The organism is Pseudomonas sp. IT-196MI5 (assembly GCF_949767415.1).
Classification (GTDB): domain Bacteria; phylum Pseudomonadota; class Gammaproteobacteria; order Pseudomonadales; family Pseudomonadaceae; genus Aquipseudomonas.
The window spans coordinates 228,860-248,396 of the sequence record NZ_CATKPZ010000011.1 but is presented as its reverse complement, the minus strand read 5'-3'; the positions used below and the strand labels follow the sequence as shown (position 1 = coordinate 248,396).

General features: G+C 59.2%; 17 protein-coding genes. 10 read left to right on the top strand and 7 right to left on the bottom strand.

Annotated elements, in window-relative coordinates:
- Nucleotides 1–121: 121 nt before the first annotated feature.
- Nucleotides 122–940: a tRNA cyclic N6-threonylcarbamoyladenosine(37) synthase TcdA gene (gene tcdA / locus ACM6IK_RS08715; RefSeq protein ID WP_414873971.1), complete on the top strand. Its 819-nt coding sequence runs from the start codon at nt 122–124 to the stop codon at nt 938–940.
- A 96-nt stretch (nt 941–1,036) separates the two neighbouring features.
- Here tcdA and ACM6IK_RS08710 read toward each other — a convergent pair whose 3' ends face one another.
- The 7 genes from ACM6IK_RS08710 to map all read right to left on the bottom strand — a co-directional run bounded on the left by ACM6IK_RS08710 (nt 1,037) and on the right by map (nt 9,196).
- A complete protein-coding gene (locus ACM6IK_RS08710) occupies nt 1,037–1,441 on the bottom strand; it encodes a SufE family protein (RefSeq protein WP_414873970.1) in 405 nt (134 codons plus the stop codon).
- A complete protein-coding gene (locus tag ACM6IK_RS08705) occupies nt 1,438–2,643 on the bottom strand; it encodes an aminotransferase class V-fold PLP-dependent enzyme (RefSeq protein ID WP_414873969.1) in 1,206 nt (401 codons plus the stop codon). The genes ACM6IK_RS08710 and ACM6IK_RS08705 overlap by 4 nt, the downstream gene beginning before the upstream one ends.
- Nucleotides 2,644–2,795: 152 nt before the next feature.
- Nucleotides 2,796–3,830 carry a 2,3,4,5-tetrahydropyridine-2,6-dicarboxylate N-succinyltransferase gene (gene dapD, locus ACM6IK_RS08700; RefSeq protein ID WP_414873968.1) on the bottom strand — a complete coding sequence of 345 codons (1,035 nt, stop codon included), beginning with the start codon at nt 3,828–3,830 and terminating at the stop codon, nt 2,796–2,798.
- A gap of 32 nt (nt 3,831–3,862) precedes the next feature.
- The gene (locus tag ACM6IK_RS08695; RefSeq protein ID WP_008052792.1) at nt 3,863–4,225 is read right to left on the bottom strand and encodes an ArsC family reductase; all 363 of its coding nucleotides are present in this window, start codon (nt 4,223–4,225) and stop codon (nt 3,863–3,865) included.
- 78 nt (nt 4,226–4,303) lie between these two features.
- Nucleotides 4,304–5,503 (bottom strand): succinyldiaminopimelate transaminase, encoded by a 1,200-nt coding sequence (gene dapC / locus ACM6IK_RS08690; RefSeq protein ID WP_414873967.1) that lies wholly within the window; start codon nt 5,501–5,503, stop codon nt 4,304–4,306.
- A 166-nt stretch (nt 5,504–5,669) separates the two neighbouring features.
- The gene (locus ACM6IK_RS08685) at nt 5,670–8,372 is read right to left on the bottom strand and encodes a [protein-PII] uridylyltransferase (protein ID WP_414873966.1); all 2,703 of its coding nucleotides are present in this window, start codon (nt 8,370–8,372) and stop codon (nt 5,670–5,672) included.
- Nucleotides 8,373–8,413: 41 nt separating this feature from the next.
- Complete coding sequence (gene map, locus ACM6IK_RS08680; protein WP_223458376.1) at nt 8,414–9,196, bottom strand: type I methionyl aminopeptidase; 783 nt, start codon at nt 9,194–9,196, stop codon at nt 8,414–8,416.
- A 370-nt stretch (nt 9,197–9,566) separates the two neighbouring features.
- Between map and rpsB the strand changes: the two genes are divergently transcribed.
- The 9 genes from rpsB (at nt 9,567) to bamA (ending at nt 19,498) form a co-directional block, all read left to right on the top strand.
- The gene (gene rpsB, locus ACM6IK_RS08675; RefSeq protein WP_008052780.1) at nt 9,567–10,304 is read left to right on the top strand and encodes a 30S ribosomal protein S2; all 738 of its coding nucleotides are present in this window, start codon (nt 9,567–9,569) and stop codon (nt 10,302–10,304) included.
- A 189-nt stretch (nt 10,305–10,493) separates the two neighbouring features.
- A complete protein-coding gene (gene tsf, locus ACM6IK_RS08670) occupies nt 10,494–11,357 on the top strand; it encodes a translation elongation factor Ts (protein ID WP_218430204.1) in 864 nt (287 codons plus the stop codon).
- A gap of 210 nt (nt 11,358–11,567) precedes the next feature.
- A complete protein-coding gene (gene pyrH / locus ACM6IK_RS08665) occupies nt 11,568–12,311 on the top strand; it encodes a UMP kinase (RefSeq protein WP_414873965.1) in 744 nt (247 codons plus the stop codon).
- Complete coding sequence (gene frr / locus ACM6IK_RS08660; protein WP_008000041.1) at nt 12,308–12,865, top strand: ribosome recycling factor; 558 nt, start codon at nt 12,308–12,310, stop codon at nt 12,863–12,865. Before pyrH ends, frr begins: the two co-directional genes overlap by 4 nt.
- Before the next feature lie 13 nt (nt 12,866–12,878).
- The gene (gene uppS / locus ACM6IK_RS08655; protein ID WP_223546681.1) at nt 12,879–13,634 is read left to right on the top strand and encodes a polyprenyl diphosphate synthase; all 756 of its coding nucleotides are present in this window, start codon (nt 12,879–12,881) and stop codon (nt 13,632–13,634) included.
- Nucleotides 13,634–14,440: a phosphatidate cytidylyltransferase gene (locus tag ACM6IK_RS08650; RefSeq protein ID WP_414873964.1), complete on the top strand. Its 807-nt coding sequence runs from the start codon at nt 13,634–13,636 to the stop codon at nt 14,438–14,440. Before uppS ends, ACM6IK_RS08650 begins: the two co-directional genes overlap by 1 nt.
- A complete protein-coding gene (gene ispC / locus ACM6IK_RS08645; RefSeq protein WP_414873963.1) occupies nt 14,437–15,627 on the top strand; it encodes a 1-deoxy-D-xylulose-5-phosphate reductoisomerase in 1,191 nt (396 codons plus the stop codon). Before ACM6IK_RS08650 ends, ispC begins: the two co-directional genes overlap by 4 nt.
- A gap of 53 nt (nt 15,628–15,680) precedes the next feature.
- A complete protein-coding gene (gene rseP / locus ACM6IK_RS08640) occupies nt 15,681–17,033 on the top strand; it encodes a sigma E protease regulator RseP (RefSeq protein ID WP_414873962.1) in 1,353 nt (450 codons plus the stop codon).
- 74 nt (nt 17,034–17,107) lie between these two features.
- Nucleotides 17,108–19,498, top strand: coding sequence for an outer membrane protein assembly factor BamA (gene bamA, locus ACM6IK_RS08635; RefSeq protein ID WP_108216662.1), 2,391 nt, complete (start codon nt 17,108–17,110; stop codon nt 19,496–19,498).
- The last annotated feature ends 39 nt before the right edge of the window (nt 19,499–19,537 follow it).

Below are 19,537 nucleotides of genomic sequence, written 5' to 3'. Positions count from 1 at the left end.
GTACAGCGGACAGGGAATTGCCGGACATTGGGCAATCTGGTTTCGCTAAAGTTCTTTCGCTTTTTCCTATAACTGATTTTGTCTCCAACTCACCATATAATGCCCGCCGGTTTTTGGGGTAATGGTCATGAGTACAGAAGATCCGCGGTTTGCAGGCATCGCCCGTTTGTATGGCATCGAAGGCCTTGAGCGCCTGCGCGCGGCCCATGTGGCGATCGTCGGTGTCGGTGGCGTCGGTTCCTGGGCGGCGGAAGCCATGGCCCGTTGTGGTGTCGGCGAGATTTCGCTGTTCGACCTCGACGACGTCTGCGTCAGCAATGCCAACCGCCAGCTGCATGCGCTGGACAGCACGGTGGGCAAGCCCAAGGTCGAGGTGATGGCCGAGCGTCTGCGCGGGATCAACCCGGACTGCACGGTGCACGCGGTGCCTGACTTCGTTACCCGCGACACCATGGCCGAGTACATCACGCCGAACATCGACTGTGTGATCGACTGCATCGACAGCGTCAACGCCAAGGCCGCGCTGATCGCCTGGTGCAAGCGCCGCAAGATCCAGATCATCACCACCGGCGGCGCGGGTGGGCAGATTGACCCGACGTTGATCCAGGTCTGCGACCTCAATCGCACATTCAATGATCCGCTGGCCTCGAAAGTGCGCTCGACACTGCGCCGCGACTACGGCTTCTCACGCACCGTGACCCGCCATTACAGCGTGCCGTGCGTGTTTTCCACCGAACAACTGCGTTACCCGAAACCGGATGGCAGCATTTGCCTGCAGAAAAGCTTTGTCGGTGATGGCGTGAAGCTCGACTGCGCCGGCGGGTTTGGCGCAGTGATGATGGTGACGGCGACCTTCGGCATGGTCGCGGCGACCAAGGCTGTGGACAAGATCGTGGCGGGTGTGCGGCGGCCGGCGGATCGCATCAAGCCTGAGGCTTGAAACACCATCCCTGAGCTGGCTTGTCGGGTCGCCGCATCGCAGCGAAAGCGGTGTCTCAGACAGACCGCATCGCCTGGTTCGCTGGCAAGCCAGCTCCTACAAGGACATTTCACGCATTCGCTGAAGCACCGCATTCAAGCCATTACTGCGCGATTCGGACAACTGCCGCCCCAACCCCAACTGATTGAACCAGTCCGGCAAGTTCACCTGCTGCAACTCGGCCGTCGATAACCCATTGACCCGCGCCAGCAATAACGCCACCAACCCGCGAATCAGCCGCGCATCGCTGTTGGCGCTGAACTGCCAATGGCCGTCGCGCAATTCACCCACCAGCCACACCTGGCTTTCACAGCCGTGCACCCGATTGGCATCGCACATCTGCGCATCACTCAAGGCCGGCAGACGCTCGCCCCATTGCATCAACAGGCGTGCGCGTTGTTCCCAGCCGGCCGCTTTCTGAAAGTTCTCGAGTGCCGTCACGGCATCGGCGGGCAAGTTCATCGCAATAGCTCCAGCGCCTGATCCAGGGCTTCAAAGAACCGCTCCAGATCTTCGGAATCGTTGTACAGCGCCAACGACACCCGAATCGCCCCGGCCAGTTCAAAGCTTTTGAGCAGCGGCATGGCGCAGTGATGGCCGGCACGCACCGCGATCCCTTGTTCGGTCAGCAAATGCGCGAGATCGGAGTTATGCACACCTTCGACGGTGAAACTGGCCAGCGCCACTTGCGGCTTGCCCAGCAGGCGAATGCCATTGCGCGCCTCCAGGCCCTTGAGCAGACTGGCATGCAACGCCGCTTCATGGGCGGACACGGCGTCCTGATCGAGCCCGCCGAGGTAATCCAGGGTCGCGCCCAGGCCGATCACACTGGCAATCGGCGGTGTCCCGGCCTCGAAGCCCAGCGGTGCCGGGCGAAAGCGTGCGTCGTGATAATTGGCGTCCAGCACCATTTCGCCGCCGAACTGCCAGGGACGCAGCTGTTGCAGCGCGGTATTGCGCCCGTACAGCACGCCCAGGCCATCGGGGCCGTAGAGCTTGTGACTGGAAAACACATAGAAGTCGCAGCCCAGCGCTTGCACGTCGTGGCGGCCATGGACCACGCCCTGGGCGCCGTCGATCACGGTCAGGGCGTTGTGTGCCTTGGCCAGTGCCAGCAATTGAGGTAGCGGTTGCCACGCACCAATCACGTTGGACAGTTGACTGACGGCCAACAGACGCGTGCGTGGACCGATCAAGCCGGTGGCGGCTTCGAGGTCGATCACGCCGTCGGCATCCAGCGGCAGGATCACCAGTTTCAGGTCGCGGCGGTGCGCCAGTTGCTGCCAGGGCAGCAGGTTGGCGTGATGCTCCAGGGCGCTGATGACAATTTCATCGCCCGGATTGAAAAGATGTTCCAGGCCATAGGCCAGGAGATTCAGCGCGGACGTCGCGCCGTGGGTAAAGATGATCTGACCGCAATCGCCAGTATTGAGCCATTGCGCGACTTTGCGGCGGCTGTCCTCGAACGCCTGGGTGGCGTGGGCGCCAGGCAAATGCTGCGCCCGATGCACGTTGGCCGCGCCGTTGGCGTAATAATGCGCCAGGGCATCGAGCAGGGCTTGAGGTTTTTGTGTGGTCGCGGCGTTGTCCAGATAGGTCTGGCCTTGCCGTTGCAGGGCGGCGATGGCCGGAAAATCGGCGCGCCAGGGAGAGAGAATCATCATGCTATCGGGCCCTGGTGAGGGTACGCCGTACCCCTGTAGGAGCGAGCTTGCTCGCGATGGACGTGAACGAAAACGCGCACTATCTGAATAACCGCGTTGACCTTACGTTTTTCGCGAGCAGGCTCGCTCCTACAGGTGAACTCGTGTGATGCTTAGTTGTGAGCGTGCAGCGCTTCGTTCAGTTCGATGGCCGATTTGTGGGTTTTGCATTCCACGGCACCGGTTTGCGAATTGCGACGGAACAGCAGGTCGGTCTGGCCGGCCAGATCACGGGCCTTCACGACTTTGACCAGCTGATTGTTTTCGTCCAGCAGCGCGACTTTAGTGCCGGCGGTCAGGTACAGGCCCGACTCGACGGTGTTGCGGTCGCCCAACGGGATACCGATACCGGCGTTGGCGCCGATCAGGCAGCCTTCGCCGACCTTGATCACGATGTTGCCGCCGCCCGACAGGGTGCCCATGGTCGAGCAGCCGCCGCCCAGGTCCGAACCCTTGCCGACGAATACGCCAGCGGAAACGCGGCCTTCGATCATGCCCGGGCCTTCGGTGCCGGCGTTGAAGTTGATGAAACCTTCGTGCATCACGGTGGTGCCTTCGCCCACGTAAGCGCCCAGGCGCAGACGCGCAGCGTCAGCGATACGCACGCCGGCCGGAACCACGTAGTCGGTCATTTTCGGGAACTTGTCCACCGAGAACACTTCCAGCAGCTCGCCGCGCAGGCGGGCTTCGAGTTGCAGTTCGGCCAGTTCGCTCAGATCGACTGCGCCCTGGCTGGTCCAGGCCACGTTCGGCAGCAGCGGGAAGATCCCGGCCAGGTTCAGGCCGTGTGGCTTGACCAGGCGATGGCTCAGCAGGTGCAGCTTGAGGTAGGCCTCCGGGGTGGACGACAGCTGGGTGTCTTCAGCCAGCAGGGTGGCGACCAGCGGCTTGTGGCTCTCGGCCAGACGGGTCAGCAGGGCAGCCTGGGCAGCGTCGACGCCTTTGAGGGCTTCGGCCAGTTGCGAGGCCTGGGCGGTGCTGAATGCGATGGCCTGATTGCCTTCTGTGTAGCCCAGGATCGGTGCGATAGCGGCGACGACTTCAGCCGATGGCTTGAGTGCCGGGGCGGCGTAGAACACTTCCAGCCATGCGCCTTGACGGTTTTGAGTGCCGACGCCGAAGGCCAGGCTGAACAGGGTAGTAGACATGTTGATACCTCTAACAAAATGGAACGGGCTGCTTACTTGAGCGCGGCCGCGTAGATATCTGGCTTGAAGCCAATCAGGGTTCGGTCACCGAGATCGAGCACCGGGCGCTTGATCATGGAGGGTTGTGCGAGCATCAGTTCGATGGCTTTCGTCTGGTCGAGATCGGCTTTGCGTTCGTCGTCGAGCTTGCGAAAGGTCGTGCCTGCACGGTTCAACACCACTTCCCAGCCGTGCTCGTTGCACCATTGGGTGAGGTGTTCACGGTCGATACCGACCGCTTTGTAATCATGAAAGTCATAACTGACAGCGTGTTCATCGAGCCAGGTGCGCGCCTTTTTCATGGTGTCGCAGGCTTTGATGCCGAAAAGGTGCAACGTTTTGCTTGAAACGGTCAAGGAATCGCCCCCTTTGCAGGTGCTGGAAATAAATGGTCTGGGATTATGCCATGGCCGAACGGTTTCGCGGCGGCGCGGTTATTTGCGGCGCTGGATGAACGCGCGAATCCGCTCGGCAGCTTCGACACACTCGGCAAGCGGCGCAACCAGAGCCATGCGTACACGCCCGGCACCCGGGTTGACGCCATCCACATCTCGCGACAGGTAAGAACCCGGCACCACGGTCACGTGTTCCTGCTCGAACAGGTCGCGGCAGAAGGCGGCATCGTCACCGGCTACATTCGGCCACAGGTAGAAGCTGCCATCCGGTCGCTGTACGTCCATGACCGGGCTGAGGATTTCCAGAACCGCATCGAACTTCTCGCGATACAGCGCACGGTTGGCGCGCACATGTACCTCGTCATTCCACGCGGCAACACTGGCCAGTTGTGTTTGAACCGACATCGCGCAGCCGTGGTAGGTGCGATAGAGCAGGAAGCCCTTGAGAATGTCGGCGTCACCGGCGACAAAGCCCGAGCGCAACCCTGGCAGGTTCGAACGCTTGGACAGGCTGTGGAACACCACGCAACGCTTGAAGTCCTTGCGACCCAGTTCTGCGCAAGCGCTGAGCAGGCCTGGCGGCGGGGTTTGTTCGTCGAAATACAGCTCGCTGTAGCACTCATCGGCGGCAATCACGAAGTCATATTCGTCGGCCAGGGCGATCAGTTTTTTCAGAGTTTGCACCGGAATCAAGGCGCCGGTCGGGTTGCCTGGCGAGCACAGGAACAGGATTTGGCAGCGTTTCCAGATGTCTGGCGACACGGCGTCGAAATCCGGGTTGAAGCCGTTTTCGTCCAGGCACGGCAGGTAATGCGGCTTGGCCCCGGCGAGGAACGCCGCGCCTTCGTAGATCTGATAGAACGGGTTCGGGCTGACCACCAGCGCGTCATCGCCACGGTTGACCACGGTCTGGGTGAAAGCGAACAGCGCTTCGCGGGTGCCGTTGACCGGCAGTACGTTGCGCGCCGGGTCGATCCAGCCTTTGGGGACATCGAAGCGACGTTCGCACCATGCCGCGATGGCTTCGCGCAGCTCCGGGATACCGAGGGTGGTCGGGTACACGGCCATTTTTTCCAGATTGCTGGCCAGGGCCTCGGCGACAAAGCTTGGCGAGCGATGTTTCGGCTCGCCGATGGACAGCGCGATCGGGCGCTTGTCCGGGTTGGGCGTCACGCTGCCGAGCAGGGCGCGGAGTTTCTCGAACGGGTAGGGCTGGAGCTGGGACAGAGCGTTGTTCATCAATGTATCTCGTTCGGTGTGGGAACGGGCAAGCCCTGTTTCCTGTAGGGGCTGGCTTGCCAGCGATGGTCGTCAACGATAACGCGTGCTTACTGGGTAAGCGTGGCGCTCTTTAGTCCTTCGCTGGCAAGCCAGCTCCTACAAAGGGCAGGCTCGCGTTGTTAAGTCAGATGCTGATGCGCGTCAGTTTGATATCGGGTTCCTGGTTGACGCTCAGCTGTTCGACGATCGCATCCTGCAGGCGGCTGCACAGCAGCGGGTCGGACAGCGGCTGGTTGTTGGCGTCGGTGATGAAGAACACGTCCTCCACGCGCTCGCCGAGGGTGGCGATCTTGGCGTTCTGCAATGACAGATCGAACTCCAGGAAAATCGTGCCAATCCGCGCCAGCAGGCCCGGGCGGTCGGGCGCTGTGAGTTCCAGTACCGTCACCTGGCGCTGGGCGTCGTTGTGGATCGTTACCTGCGGCGCAAAGGCGAAATGCTTGAGCTGGCGTGGAACCCGGCGCTGGATGATGGTCGGGTAGTCGTCCGGATTGCGCAGGGCTTCGGTCAGGCCGTCACGGATTTGCTTGATTCGCGCCGGGTTATCGCCGATCGAGTCGCCGTCGGTGTCGAGCACGATGTAGGTGTCGAGGGTGAACTGGCTGGTGGAGGTGATGACCCGGGCGTCGTGAATGTTCAGGTTGAGCTGGTCCATCGCGGCCACGGTCACGGCAAAGAAGTCGTGCTGGTCGGGGGCGTAGATGAAGATTTGCGTACCACCTTCAAATTCGCGCTGGGTGGTTTCCTTGATCAGTACCAATGGCCCGCCGTCGACCGGTTGCTGGAGGATCGCGTCGCTGTGCCAGGCCACGTCGCCGGCGGTGTGGCGCAGGAAATAGTCATCACCCAACTGCGCCCACAGTTGCTCGACATCGTCCGGGTCGGTGCCGCCGCGCACCAGGATATCCAGGGCGGCGCTCTGGGTCTGGCGGATCTGTTCTTCGCGGTCCACCGGGTTCTCCAGGCCACGACGCAGGGCGCGCTTGGTCTCGGTATAGAGCTGGCGCAGCAGGCTGGCGCGCCAGGAGTTCCACAGGGTCGGGTTGGTGGCGTTGATGTCGGCGACGGTCAGCACATACAGATAGTTGAGGCGGGTTTCGTCGCCGACGATCTGGGCGAAATCGTGGATCACCTGCGGGTCGGACAAGTCCTTGCGCTGGGCGGTGGTCGACATCACCAGGTGGTTTTGCACCAGCCACACGATCAGTCGGCTGTCCCACACTGGCAGATGGTGGCGCTGGCAAAAGGCCTCGGCATCCACGGCGCCGATGTCCGAGTGATCGCCATGCCGGCCTTTGCCGATGTCGTGGTACAGGCCGGCCATGTAGATCAGCTCGGGTTTGGGCAGCTTGCCCATGAGCTTGCTGGCCAGCGGGAATTTTTCCGACACCTGGGTGTACTGCAGCTTACGCAGGTGTTTGATCAGGTTCAGGGTGTGCGCGTCGACCGTATAGATGTGGAACAGGTCGTGTTGCATCTGCCCGACGATAAAACCAAATTCGGGCAGATAGCGGCCCAGGATGCCGTAACGGTTCATTCGCCGCAGGTTGCGGTGGATGCCGATCTTGCATTTGAACAATTCGATAAACAGGCTGGTGTTGCGAATATCGTTGCGGAAGTCGTCGTCGATCAGGTGACGGTTCTCCCGCAGCAGACGAATGGTGTCGGCGCGCACGCCCTTGATTTCCGGCTGCTGGGCCATCAGCACGAAGATTTCGAGCATGGCGAACGGCGTGCGGCGGAAGACGTTGTCGTTGCGTGCTTCGATGTAGCCGTCATGCAGCTGGAAGCGCGAGTTGATCGGCTGCGGCGGCGCCTGGTCTTGCGGTGCGAGGATGACTTCCTCGAAGTGCTGGATGATCAGGTCGCTGAGCTGGGCGATGCTCATCACCACCCGGTAATACTGCTGCATGAAATTTTCGATGGCTTGCTTGGCGTCGTCGCCTTTGAAACCGAGCAGTCCGGCAATGGTGCGCTGGTGATCGAACAGCAGGCGGTCTTCGGAGCGACCGGCGAGCATGTGCAGGGCATAACGAACCTTCCACAGGAACTCCTGGGAAGAGGCGAGCAGGGCGTTTTCACTCTCGACCAGGAATCCTTCGCCCGCCAGTGCCCGCAGGTTCAGGGTGCCGTACTCGCGACGGGCCACCCACAGGATCGTCTGGATGTCCCGCAGGCCGCCGGGTGAGCCTTTGACGTTGGGTTCCAGGTTGTATTCGGTGTCGTTGTACTTGTGGTGGCGAGCCTTTTGTTCGGCACGCTTGGCCAGGAAGAAGTCCTTGCTCGGCCACATGTGCGCGGTGCTGGTGGCGTCCAGCATGCGCTGGCGCAAATGCTCGGGGCCGGCGATGGTGCGGCTTTCCATCAGGTTGGTGACGACCGTCAGGTCGGCGCGGGCTTCGACGGCGCACTCGTCGACCGAGCGAACACTCTGGCCGACCTCCAGGCCGATGTCCCACAGCAGCGTCAGAAAACGCTCGATGGAGTCGCGGAAAACTTCATGGTCGGCGCTGTCCAGCAGGATCAGCAAATCGATATCGGAGTAAGGATGCAATTCACCGCGGCCGTAGCCGCCGACCGCAACCAGTGCGATGTCGGCGTCCTCGCTCCAGTTGAACTGATCCCAGGCTTTTTGCAGGATGTTGTCGACGAACCATGCGCGATCCTCGATCAACCGGCGAATGTCGCGGCCGCTGCGAAAACGCTCGTCAAGCACCTCGCGGGCCTGGCGGATCGCCTTCTTGAAGGCCGCGATCGGGCTTGCCTTCAGGGCCAGTTCAGCCTGGAACTGGCCACGGTCGAAGAGTTCGGGATCCACCTGCGGCATCGATTGGCTTTCCTTTCTATAGGCGATGTACGGTAACGGGATCAGGGCGAAACGCGAGGGATGGTGTCATCGCTGCGCAGGGTGAAGATCTCGTAGCCGGTTTCGGTCACCAGCAGGGTGTGCTCCCACTGTGCCGAGAGCTTGCGGTCCTTGGTGATCGCAGTCCAGCCGTCGCCCAGTACCTTGGTGTCGGCACGGCCCTGGTTGATCATCGGTTCGATGGTGAAGGTCATGCCGGCCTTGAGTTCCATGCCGGTGCCAGCGCGGCCGTAGTGCAGAATCTGCGGCTCTTCGTGGAACACCTTGCCGATACCGTGGCCGCAGAACTCGCGAACCACCGAGAATCCGTTCTTTTCAGCGTGCTTCTGGATGATTTCGCCGATATCGCCCAGGCGGCAGCCAGGTTTGACGATTTCAATCGCCTTGTACATGCATTCCTGGGTCACCTGGGACAGGCGCTCGGCCCAGACCGGCACGGTGCCGACGTGGAACATGCGGCTGGTGTCGCCGTGGTAACCGTCCTTGATGACGGTGACGTCGATGTTCAGGGTATCGCCATCTTTGAGTGGCTTGTCGTTAGGGATGCCGTGGCAGACTACGTGGTTGATCGACGTGCAGATCGACTTCGGGTAGCCCTTGTAGTTGAGCGGGGCAGGGATGGCCTTCTGCTCATTGACGATGTAGTCGTGGCAGATCTGGTTCAGTTGGTCGGTGGTAACGCCCGGTTTGACATATTCGGCAATCATTTCCAGCACATCGGCGGCCAGTTTGCCGGCGATACGCATTTTGGCAATATCCTCGGGGGTTTTGAGGGTGACGGTCATACAGGCTCTCTCTGCGCCAGGCGGCGCTTTCTAAACGGAAAGGGCATTGCGCGATCGATCTTCGCAGCCCTGAAAATGCGATTCTACCAGACGATCAGCGCAAATCCGCGCCTGTGTGCATCGCTTCTCTCTATAGAATGGTGCATTCTTGGCGGATTCCAAGGGATGGAACAAAGCGCCCGCCAGGATTTCAGAATCCGGGTTCCGTTTTACCCTGCCTTGTGATATAAAATGCGCCGCTTTCCGGGGATGTCCCGAAAAGCCTAAATCCACACACGTGTCGACACGATGACCTGGGTGCCTTCAGCTGATGCTGCTGGTTGGTCATTGGGATACGTGGAGGCCAAACCCGACTTATTAAGGAACTATCATGTCCCAAGTCAACATGCGCGATATGCTGAAGGCCGGTGTGCACTTCGGTCACCAGACCCGTTACTGGAACCCGAAAATGGGCAAGTACATTTTCGGCGCGCGTAACAAGATCCACATCATCAACCTTGAAAAAACCCTGCCAATGTTCAACGAAGCTCTGACTTTCGTAGAGCGTCTGGCCCAGGGCAAAAACAAGATTCTGTTCGTCGGCACCAAGCGTTCCGCTGGCAAGATCGTTGCTGAAGAAGCAGCACGTTGCGGTTCGCCGTACGTCGATCACCGCTGGTTGGGCGGCATGCTGACCAACTTCAAGACCATTCGTGCTTCCATCAAGCGTCTGCGTGACCTTGAAGTTCAGGCAGAAGACGGTACTTTCGCCAAGCTGACCAAGAAAGAAGCGCTGATGCGCACTCGTGACCTGGAAAAGCTGGATCGTTCCCTGGGTGGTATCAAGGACATGGGCGGTCTACCAGACGCTCTGTTCGTTATCGACGTTGATCACGAGCGCATCGCGATCACCGAAGCCAACAAGCTGGGCATCCCGGTTATCGGCGTAGTCGATACCAACAGCAGCCCGGAAGGCGTTGACTACATCATCCCAGGCAACGATGACGCAATCCGCGCTATCCAGCTGTACATGGGTTCGATGGCTGACGCTGTCATCCGCGGTCGCAACAATGTTGCCGGCGGCACCGTTGAGTTCGCAGCTGAAGAAACTCAGGCTGCAGCTGAGTAATTGACGCCCTGGCGTTGACTCAGTAAGCAAAAAGGGGGCTTGGCCCCCTTTTTGCCACCTCGAAAACCATTTGTCGGCGCCCACTGCTCTATCTGTAACGTGCGGCAGCTAACAAGGGTGGTTCGGGAAGAATTGATCGCCCGTTCGATCGGGTGGAATGGTTGAAAACCTATCCAAGAGGATTTTGAAATGGCAGAGATTACTGCAGCGTTGGTCAAAGAACTGCGCGAGCGTACCGGCGAAGGCATGATGGATTGCAAAAAGGCCTTGACCAAGGCTGGCGGCGACATCGAGAAAGCCATTGATGACATGCGCGCTTCGGGCGCCATCAAGGCTGCCAAGAAAGCTGGCAACGTTGCCGCTGAAGGCGCTATCGCTCTGAAGGAAGACGGTAAATCCGCCGTTCTGCTGGAAGTGAACTCGCAGACCGACTTCCTGGCCCTGCAGGACGACTTCAAGGAATTTGTTGCAGCAAGCGTTGAAAAAGCGTTCGCCGACAAGTTGACTGATGTTGCTCCGCTGATCGAAGCTCAAGAAACTGCTCGCCTGGTACTGGTCGGCAAGGTTGGCGAAAACGTCAACATCCGTCGTCTGGTACGCGTTGAAGGTGACGTTGTCGGTGGCTACCTGCACGGCAACAAGATCGGTGTTGCAGTTGTCCTGAAAGGCGGCAGTGTTGAGCTGGCCAAGGACATCGCTATGCACGTAGCGGCTACCAATCCTGAATTCCTGCTGCCATCGGAAGTTTCCGCTGAAGCGATCGAGCGCGAGAAAGGCGTGTTCCTGACGCTGAACGCTGACAAGATCGCCGGCAAGCCGGAAAACATCGTTGAAAACATGGTCAAAGGCCGTATCAGCAAGTTCCTGGCCGAAGCCAGCCTGGTTGAGCAGGCTTTCGTCAAGAACCCTGAAATCAAGGTCGGCGAACTGGCCAAGAAAGCCGGCGCTGAAATCGTTTCCTTCACTTACTTCAAAGTAGGCGAAGGCATCGAGAAGCCAGTGGACAACTTCGCAGAAGAAGTTGCTGCCCAGCTGGCTGCCGCCAAGCAATAAGACGGTTTTTTAACTGTCGCCCAGAAGAGGCTGCCCGCTCACGCGCGCAGCCTCTTTTCAGATGGGGCACCAATTTTTATTTGGTTTCCTTTTGGAACTGGCTTACAAAGCCATGTTCCGATGGCGCTGAAGCAGCGCCAAGCTAGATTGAACGCCAGCTGTAAACAGCTCGCAAAGAATTTTTAAAATACGCCGCAGGAGAGATTCGCAATGGCTCAGCAGGGCAGTGGTTATCAGGCTCGCTATAAACGCATTCTACTCAAGCTTAGCGGCGAGGCCCTGATGGGCTCGGAAGAGTTCGGGATCGACCCGAAAGTTCTGGATCGCATGGCATTGGAAGTTGGCCAACTGGTCGGCATCGGTGTTCAGGTCGGTCTGGTCATCGGTGGTGGCAACCTGTTCCGCGGTGCGGCGCTCAGTGCGGCGGGCATGGATCGGGTTACTGGCGACCACATGGGCATGCTGGCCACTGTGATGAACGCCCTGGCAATGCGCGACGCGCTGGAACGTGCCAATATCTCGGCCATCGTGATGTCGGCCATTTCCATGGTAGGCGTGACCGATCACTACGATCGCCGCAAGGCCATGCGCCACTTGAACTCCAAGGACGTGGTGATTTTCGCGGCCGGTACGGGTAACCCGTTCTTTACGACGGATTCGGCTGCCTGCCTGCGTGCAATCGAAATCGATGCCGATGTCGTGCTCAAGGCGACCAAGGTCGATGGCGTCTACACCGCTGACCCGTTCAAAGACCCGCATGCCGAGAAGTTCGATCATCTGACCTACGATGAAGTGCTGGATCGCAAGCTGGGTGTAATGGATCTGACGGCCATTTGCCTGTGCCGCGACCACAAGATGCCACTACGCGTATTTAACATGAACAAGCCCGGCGCCCTGCTGAACATCGTGCATGGCGGCGCTGAAGGAACCCTGATCGAGGAAGGCGCACAATGATCAACGAAATCAAGAAAGACGCTCAAGAACGCATGCAGAAGTCCGTGGAATCGCTGGCGCACAACTTCGGCCGCATTCGTACCGGCCAGGCGCACCCGAGCATCCTGGAAGGCGTGATGGTGCCGTACTACGGCTCCGACACTCCGATCAAGCAAGTGGCCAACATCACCGTCAAGGACGCCCGTACCCTGCAAGTCGTTGCTTTCGAGCGCAACATGCTGGGTGCCGTCGACAAGGCGATCGGTAGCGCGGGTCTGAACCTGAACCCGACCAACCTCGGCGAGCTGCTGTTGATCTCCATGCCTGCCCTGACCGAAGAAACCCGCAAGGGCTTCACCAAGCAGGCTCGTGACGTCGCTGAAGATGCCCGTGTTGCCGTGCGCAACATCCGTCGCGATGCCAACAGCCAGCTCAAGGATCTGGTCAAGGAAAAAGAGATCAGCGAAGACGAAGAGCGTCGTGCGACTGGCGAGATCGACGATCTGACCAAGAAGTTCGTGGCTAAAATCGACGCGGACCTGGCGCAGAAAGAAAAAGACCTGATGGCCGTATAAGGGTCGCGTTTTCATGGAAAAGACCAAGCAGACTGCACCGTTCGCGGTGCCGCGCCATGTCGCGATTATCATGGATGGTAACAATCGCTGGGCGAAAAAGCGCTTTATGCCGGGTGTCGCCGGGCATAAAGCGGGTGTGGATGCGGTACGTGCGGTCATTGAGGTTTGTGCCGAGGCCAAGGTCGAAGTATTGACCCTGTTCGCCTTTTCCAGCGAGAACTGGCAGCGTCCGGCCGATGAGGTCAGCGCCTTGATGGATCTGTTCTTCAGGGCTCTGCGTCGTGAGGCCAAGCGCCTCAACGACAACAACATCAGCCTGCGCATCATTGGTGATCGCTCGCGTTTTCATCCGGAGCTGCAGGCAGCCATGCGCGAAGCCGAGGCCATGACGGCTGGCGCCAATCGTTTTATCCTGCAGATCGCCGCCAATTACGGCGGTCAGTGGGATATCGCGCAAGCTGCGCAACGACTGGCGCGAGAAGTTCAGGCCGGGCACTTGCGTCCGGAAGACATCACGCCTGATCTGCTGCAGACCTGCCTGGTCACGGGCGACCTGCCGTTGCCGGACCTGTGTATCCGTACCGGTGGCGAGCATCGCATCAGCAACTTCCTGCTCTGGCAACTGGCCTATGCCGAGTTGTATTTTTCCGACCTGTTCTGGCCGGACTTCAAACACGATGCCATGCGCAATGCGCTGGCCGATTTCGCTTCCCGCCAGCGCCGCTTCGGTAAAACGAGCGAGCAGGTCGAGGCTGGAGCCCGGGTTTAATGCTTAAACAACGAATCATCACCGCGCTGATCCTGCTGCCGATTGCCCTGTGCGGGTTTTTCCTGCTTGAAGGTTCCGGTTTTGCACTGTTCATCGGTCTGGTCGTAACCCTGGGTGCCTGGGAGTGGGCGCGCCTGGCGGGTTTCACCGCTCAGGCGTTCCGCGTCGGCTATGCCGCTGTGGTCGCATTGATGCTGTTTCTCATGTACATCCTGCCCGGCCTCGCGCCTTGGGTATTGGGTGCTTCGGTGTTGTGGTGGGTGGTGGCGACGTATCTGGTGCTGACCTACCCGCATTCGAGCGAGCATTGGTCCAATGCGGCGACCAGGTTGGTGATCGGCCTGTTGATTCTCCTGCCGGCCTGGCAAGGTCTGGTGCAGATCAAGCAATACCCGCTGGGTAACTGGCTGATCATGGCGGTGATGGTGTTGGTCTGGGGGGCCGATGTTGGCGCCTACTTTTCTGGTCGTGCTTTCGGCAAGCGCAAGCTCGCACCGCAGGTCAGTCCGGGCAAAAGCTGGGAAGGTGTGTACGGTGGTCTGGCGCTGAGTCTGGTGATTACCGCAATGGTTGCCCTGGTGCGCGACTGGACGGTGGCCGAGCTGCTCAAAGGGCTGATCGGTGCCGCGCTGATCGTATTCGTTTCGGTGGTGGGTGACCTCACTGAGAGCATGTTCAAGCGCCAGTCCGGGATAAAGGACAGCAGCAATCTGCTTCCGGGGCACGGTGGCGTGCTGGATCGCATCGACAGCCTGACGGCAGCGATTCCGGTATTTGCCGTGCTGCTGTGGATGGCGGCCCCATGAGCTGCCCGCAACAGATTACCGTTCTGGGCGCAACCGGCTCGATTGGCCTGAGTACGCTCGACGTCATCGCTCGCCATCCTGACCGTTATCAGGTTTTTGCCTTGAGTGGCTTCACCCGCTTGAGTGAGTTGCTGGCGCTCTGCGTGCGCCATGTGCCGCGATTTGCTGTCGTGCCCGAGGTCGCTGCTGCCCGCACCTTGCAGGATGATTTGCGCGCGGCAGGTCTTTCGACCCGTGTTGTGGTCGGCGAGGAAGGTTTGTGTCAGGTCGCTTCCGATCCGGAAGTCGATACGGTCATGGCGGCCATCGTCGGTGCAGCGGGATTACGCCCGACACTGGCGGCGGTCGAGGCTGGCAAGAAGATACTTCTGGCCAATAAAGAAGCACTGGTCATGTCCGGCGCGCTGTTTATGCAGGCGGTGCGCAAGAGCGGTTCGGTGTTGCTGCCGATCGATAGCGAGCACAACGCGATTTTTCAGTGCATGCCGCTCGATTATGCCCGTGGCCTTGAGGCGGTCGGTGTACGTCGGATTCTGCTGACAGCTTCCGGTGGTCCGTTCCGGCAGACGCCAATGGCCGAACTGGCGCATGTTTCTCCCGATCAGGCGTGTGCGCACCCGAACTGGTCCATGGGACGAAAAATCTCCGTTGACTCGGCCAGCATGATGAACAAGGGGCTTGAGTTGATCGAAGCCTGCTGGCTGTTCGATGCCAGGCCATCCCAGGTCGAGGTGGTGGTTCACCCGCAAAGTGTGATCCATTCGCTGGTCGACTACGTCGATGGTTCCGTTCTGGCGCAGTTGGGTAATCCGGACATGCGCACGCCCATCGCCAATGCCCTGGCCTGGCCGGAGCGGATTGACTCGGGTGTGGCGCCGCTGGATCTGTTTGCTATTGCGCGCCTGGACTTCCAGGCACCGGATGAAGAGCGTTTCCCTTGCCTGCGTCTGGCCCGTCAGGCAGCCGAGGCGGGTAACAGCGCGCCGGCGATGCTCAATGCGGCGAACGAAGTGGCGGTGGCGGCATTTCTCGACGAACGGGTTCGTTACCCGGAAATCGCGAGTATCATCGAAGAAGTATTGAATCTGGAACCCGTAGTGGCAGTGGGTGATCTCGAGGCGGTGTTCACGGCAGACGCGAAGGCGCGATTGCTGGCCGGACAATGGTTGAGTCGTCACGGGCGGTAAATGCTGCGGATAGTTGACCCAGGCAGCAGCGGATCGGATTGCGGAGAAAGTAGATGAGCGCGCTCTATATGATTGTCGGCACCCTGGTCGCTCTGGGTGTGCTGGTTACCTTCCACGAGTTCGGCCATTTTTGGGTCGCGCGTCGTTGTGGGGTCAAAGTGCTGCGCTTCTCCGTAGGCTTCGGCATGCCTTTATTGCGCTGGCACGACAAGCAAGGCACCGAATTCGTCGTCGCCGCGATCCCGTTGGGCGGCTACGTCAAAATGCTCGACGAGCGCGAGGGTGAAGTGCCCCTCGATCAGCTCGGCCAGACCTTCAATCGCAAATCCGTTCGTCAGCGCATTGCCATCGTAGCGGCAGGGCCGATAGCCAATTTCCTGCTGGCGTTGGTGTTCTTCTGGGGTTTGGCAATGCTCGGCAGCGAGCAGGTGCGTCCAGTCATTGGGGCTGTCGAGTCCGGCAGTATTGCGGCCAAGGCGGGTTTGAGCCCCGGCCAGGAAATCGTGGCCATTGATGGTGAGGCGACTTCCGGCTGGGCGGAGGTGAATCTGCAATTGGTTCGTCGCCTGGGTGAAAGCGGCTCGTTGCAGATAATGGTTCACGAACAGGGCTCCACGGCTGATTCTCCTCGTGAACTTGCGCTGAACAAGTGGCTCAAAGGGGCTGACGAACCCGACCCTATCCACTCGTTGGGGATTCGCCCGTGGCGCCCGGCATTGCCGCCTGTCCTGGCTGAACTCGATCCAAAAGGGCCAGCTCAGGCTGCCGGCCTGAAGACGGGTGACCGGTTGCTGGAGCTTGATGGTCGTACGCTGGGTGACTGGCAGCAGGTCGTCGATACCGTCCGTATGCATCCTGATACCAAAATCATGCTGCGGGTTGAGCGCGACGGTGCTCAAATCGACGTCCCGGTGACGCTGGCCGCTCGCGGCGAGAGCAAGTCACCCAGCGGTTACCTGGGGGCTGGGGTGAAAGCGGTTGATTGGCCACCGGAAATGATCCGCGAGGTCAGTTACGGGCCATTGGCAGCGATTGGCGAGGGGGCTCGACGCACCTGGACCATGAGCGTGCTGACCCTTGATTCACTGAAGAAAATGTTGTTCGGCGAGCTCTCGGTAAAAAACTTGAGTGGACCGATAACCATTGCTAAAGTGGCGGGCGCTTCGGCCCAGTCGGGTGTTGCTGATTTCCTGAATTTCCTTGCTTATCTGAGTATTAGCCTGGGTGTTCTGAATTTGTTGCCCATTCCGGTACTGGATGGGGGGCATTTGTTGTTTTATCTGATCGAGTGGGCGCGTGGTCGTCCCTTGTCGGATCGGGTGCAAGGTTGGGGGGTACAGATCGGTATCAGTTTGGTGATCGGGGTGATGTTGCTTGCTCTGGTCAATGATCTGGGTCGATTGTAACGCTTCGCTGAATTGCGAATCTGCCGCATTTTGCGGCAGTTTGTTTATTGCCAGTTGGAATAAGAAAGGACTTCATGAAACGTCTGCTGCTAACTGCGGTTCTCACCGTATTGATGATCGCCGAAGTTCACGCCGAGTCCTTCACTATCTCTGATATTCGCGTCAATGGCCTCCAGCGGGTCTCCGCGGGGAGCGTCTTTGGTGCTTTGCCGTTGAACGTCGGTGAACAGGCGGATGATCGTCGCCTGGTGGAATCCACTCGTGCGTTGTTCAAAACCGGTTTCTTTCAAGATATCCAGCTGGGCCGCGATGGCAACGTCCTGGTCATCACGGTAGTCGAGCGCCCGTCTGTTGCCAGTATCGAGATCGAAGGTAACAAGGCGATCTCTACCGAAGACCTGATGAAAGGCCTCAAGCAATCCGGTCTGGCCGAAGGTGAGATATTCCAGCGTGCCACCCTTGAAGGTGTTCGTAACGAACTGCAGCGCCAGTACGTCGCCCAGGGTCGCTACTCGGCCACCGTCGACACCGAAGTAGTGCCGCAACCGCGTAACCGCGTCGGCCTGAAGGTCAACATCAACGAAGGTACGGTTGCCGCTATCCAGCACATCAACGTGGTGGGCAACACGGTTTTCCCCGATGAAGACCTGATCGACCTGTTCGAACTCAAGACCACCAACTGGTTGTCGTTCTTCAAGAACGACGACAAGTACGCCCGTGAAAAACTGTCCGGTGACCTGGAGCGTCTGCGTTCCTACTACCTGGACCGTGGCTATATCAACATGGATATCGCTTCGACCCAGGTCTCCATTACGCCGGACAAGAAACACGTCTACATCACCGTCAACGTCAACGAAGGCGAGAAATACACCGTTCGTGACGTCAAGCTCAGCGGCGACCTGAAAGTCCCTGAAGACCAGGTCAAGTCCCTGCTGCTGGTGCAAAAAGGCCAGGTGTTCTCGCGCAAGCTGATGACCACCACCTCCGAACTGATCACCCGCCGTCTGGGTAACGAGGGTTATACCTTCGCCAACGTCAACGGCGTGCCTCAACCGCACGATGAGGATCACACCGTAGACATCCTGTTCGCGGTCGATCCGGGCAAGCGAGCCTACGTGAACCGCATCAACTTCCGTGGCAACACCAAGTCCGAAGACGAAGTGCTGCGTCGTGAAATGCGCCAGATGGAAGGCGGCTGGGCTTCGACCTACCTGATCGACCAGTCCAAGACCCGTCTGGAGCGTCTGGGCTTCTTCAAGGAAGTCAACGTTGAGACCCCGGCCGTGCCGGGTGTCGATGACCAGGTGGACGTCAACTACAGCGTTGAAGAGCAAGCTTCCGGTTCGATTACCGCCAGCGTCGGTTTCGCCCAGAGTGCCGGTCTGATCCTTGGTGGCTCGATCACCCAGAACAACTTCCTGGGTACCGGTAACAAGGTCAGCATCGGTTTGACCAAAAGCCAATACCAGACCCGCTATAACTTCGGCTTTGTAGACCCCTACTGGACCGCCGACGGCGTGAGCCTGGGTTACAACGCGTTCTACCGCACGACCGACTACGATGAGCTCGATACCGATGTCGCCAGCTACGCCGTAGACAGCCTGGGTGCCGGTGTGAGTGTCGGTTATCCAATCAGCGAGACTTCGCGTCTGACCTTCGGCCTGAATGCGCAACAGGACAAGATCAAGACCGGTCAATTCACCGTCGACGAGATTTTCGACTTTGTTAACCGTGAAGGTGATCAGTACCTGAACTTCAAGGCTTCGGCCGGCTGGTCCGAATCCACCCTGAACAAGGGCGTATTGGCGACCCGTGGTCATTCTCAAAGCTTGACGGCGGAAGCCACCATACCGGGTAGCGACCTGTCGTTCTTCAAACTCGATTACCGTGGCCAGTTGTTCCAGCCACTGAGCGACAATTACACCATGCGCCTGCACACCGAATTGGGTTATGGCGACGGTTACGGCTCGACCGATGGCTTGCCATTCTATGAAAACTACTATGCTGGTGGTTTCAATTCGGTTCGTGGCTTCAAGGACAGCACTCTGGGTCCTCGTAGTACGCCGAGTCGTGGCGTAGGTGTAACGGGTAATGCCGGAACGGCGGCTGATCCGGACGATGATCCACTGCCGTTTGGTGGTAACGTCCTGATCCAGGGAGGTGTGGAAGTACTGTTCCCTATGCCTTTCGTCAAGGATCAGCGATCCCTGCGTACTTCGGTATTCTGGGATGTGGGTAATGTATTCGACTCCAAGTGCGAGCAGACGACCAATACCAACCCTGCGTCGAAGTCCAACACGCAGTGCAACGACATCAGCTTGAGCGATATGGCCAGTTCTGTCGGTGTGGGTGTGACCTGGGTCACCGCACTGGGTCCTCTGAGTTTCGCATTGGCCATGCCAGTCAAGAAACCGGATAACGCTGAGACTCAAGTGTTCCAATTTTCCCTCGGCCAGACGTTCTAAGCGTCTGACCCAAGATAACGACAATGAATTTTGTAGGAG

Coding starts and splice junctions, on each gene's coding strand:
- uppS (WP_223546681.1), top strand. CDS start 12,879: ATGGAAAAGACCAAGCAGACTGCACCGTTCGCGGTGCCGCGCCATGTC.
- ispC (WP_414873963.1), top strand. CDS start 14,437: ATGAGCTGCCCGCAACAGATTACCGTTCTGGGCGCAACCGGCTCGATT.
- rseP (WP_414873962.1), top strand. CDS start 15,681: ATGAGCGCGCTCTATATGATTGTCGGCACCCTGGTCGCTCTGGGTGTG.
- tsf (WP_218430204.1), top strand. CDS start 10,494: ATGGCAGAGATTACTGCAGCGTTGGTCAAAGAACTGCGCGAGCGTACC.
- ACM6IK_RS08685 (WP_414873966.1), bottom strand. CDS start 8,372: ATGCCGCAGGTGGATCCCGAACTCTTCGACCGTGGCCAGTTCCAGGCT.
- ACM6IK_RS08705 (WP_414873969.1), bottom strand. CDS start 2,643: ATGATGATTCTCTCTCCCTGGCGCGCCGATTTTCCGGCCATCGCCGCC.
- dapD (WP_414873968.1), bottom strand. CDS start 3,830: ATGTCTACTACCCTGTTCAGCCTGGCCTTCGGCGTCGGCACTCAAAAC.
- ACM6IK_RS08650 (WP_414873964.1), top strand. CDS start 13,634: ATGCTTAAACAACGAATCATCACCGCGCTGATCCTGCTGCCGATTGCC.
- dapC (WP_414873967.1), bottom strand. CDS start 5,503: ATGAACAACGCTCTGTCCCAGCTCCAGCCCTACCCGTTCGAGAAACTC.
- frr (WP_008000041.1), top strand. CDS start 12,308: ATGATCAACGAAATCAAGAAAGACGCTCAAGAACGCATGCAGAAGTCC.
- tcdA (WP_414873971.1), top strand. CDS start 122: ATGGTCATGAGTACAGAAGATCCGCGGTTTGCAGGCATCGCCCGTTTG.
- ACM6IK_RS08710 (WP_414873970.1), bottom strand. CDS start 1,441: ATGAACTTGCCCGCCGATGCCGTGACGGCACTCGAGAACTTTCAGAAA.
- pyrH (WP_414873965.1), top strand. CDS start 11,568: ATGGCTCAGCAGGGCAGTGGTTATCAGGCTCGCTATAAACGCATTCTA.
- bamA (WP_108216662.1), top strand. CDS start 17,108: ATGAAACGTCTGCTGCTAACTGCGGTTCTCACCGTATTGATGATCGCC.
- map (WP_223458376.1), bottom strand. CDS start 9,196: ATGACCGTCACCCTCAAAACCCCCGAGGATATTGCCAAAATGCGTATC.
- rpsB (WP_008052780.1), top strand. CDS start 9,567: ATGTCCCAAGTCAACATGCGCGATATGCTGAAGGCCGGTGTGCACTTC.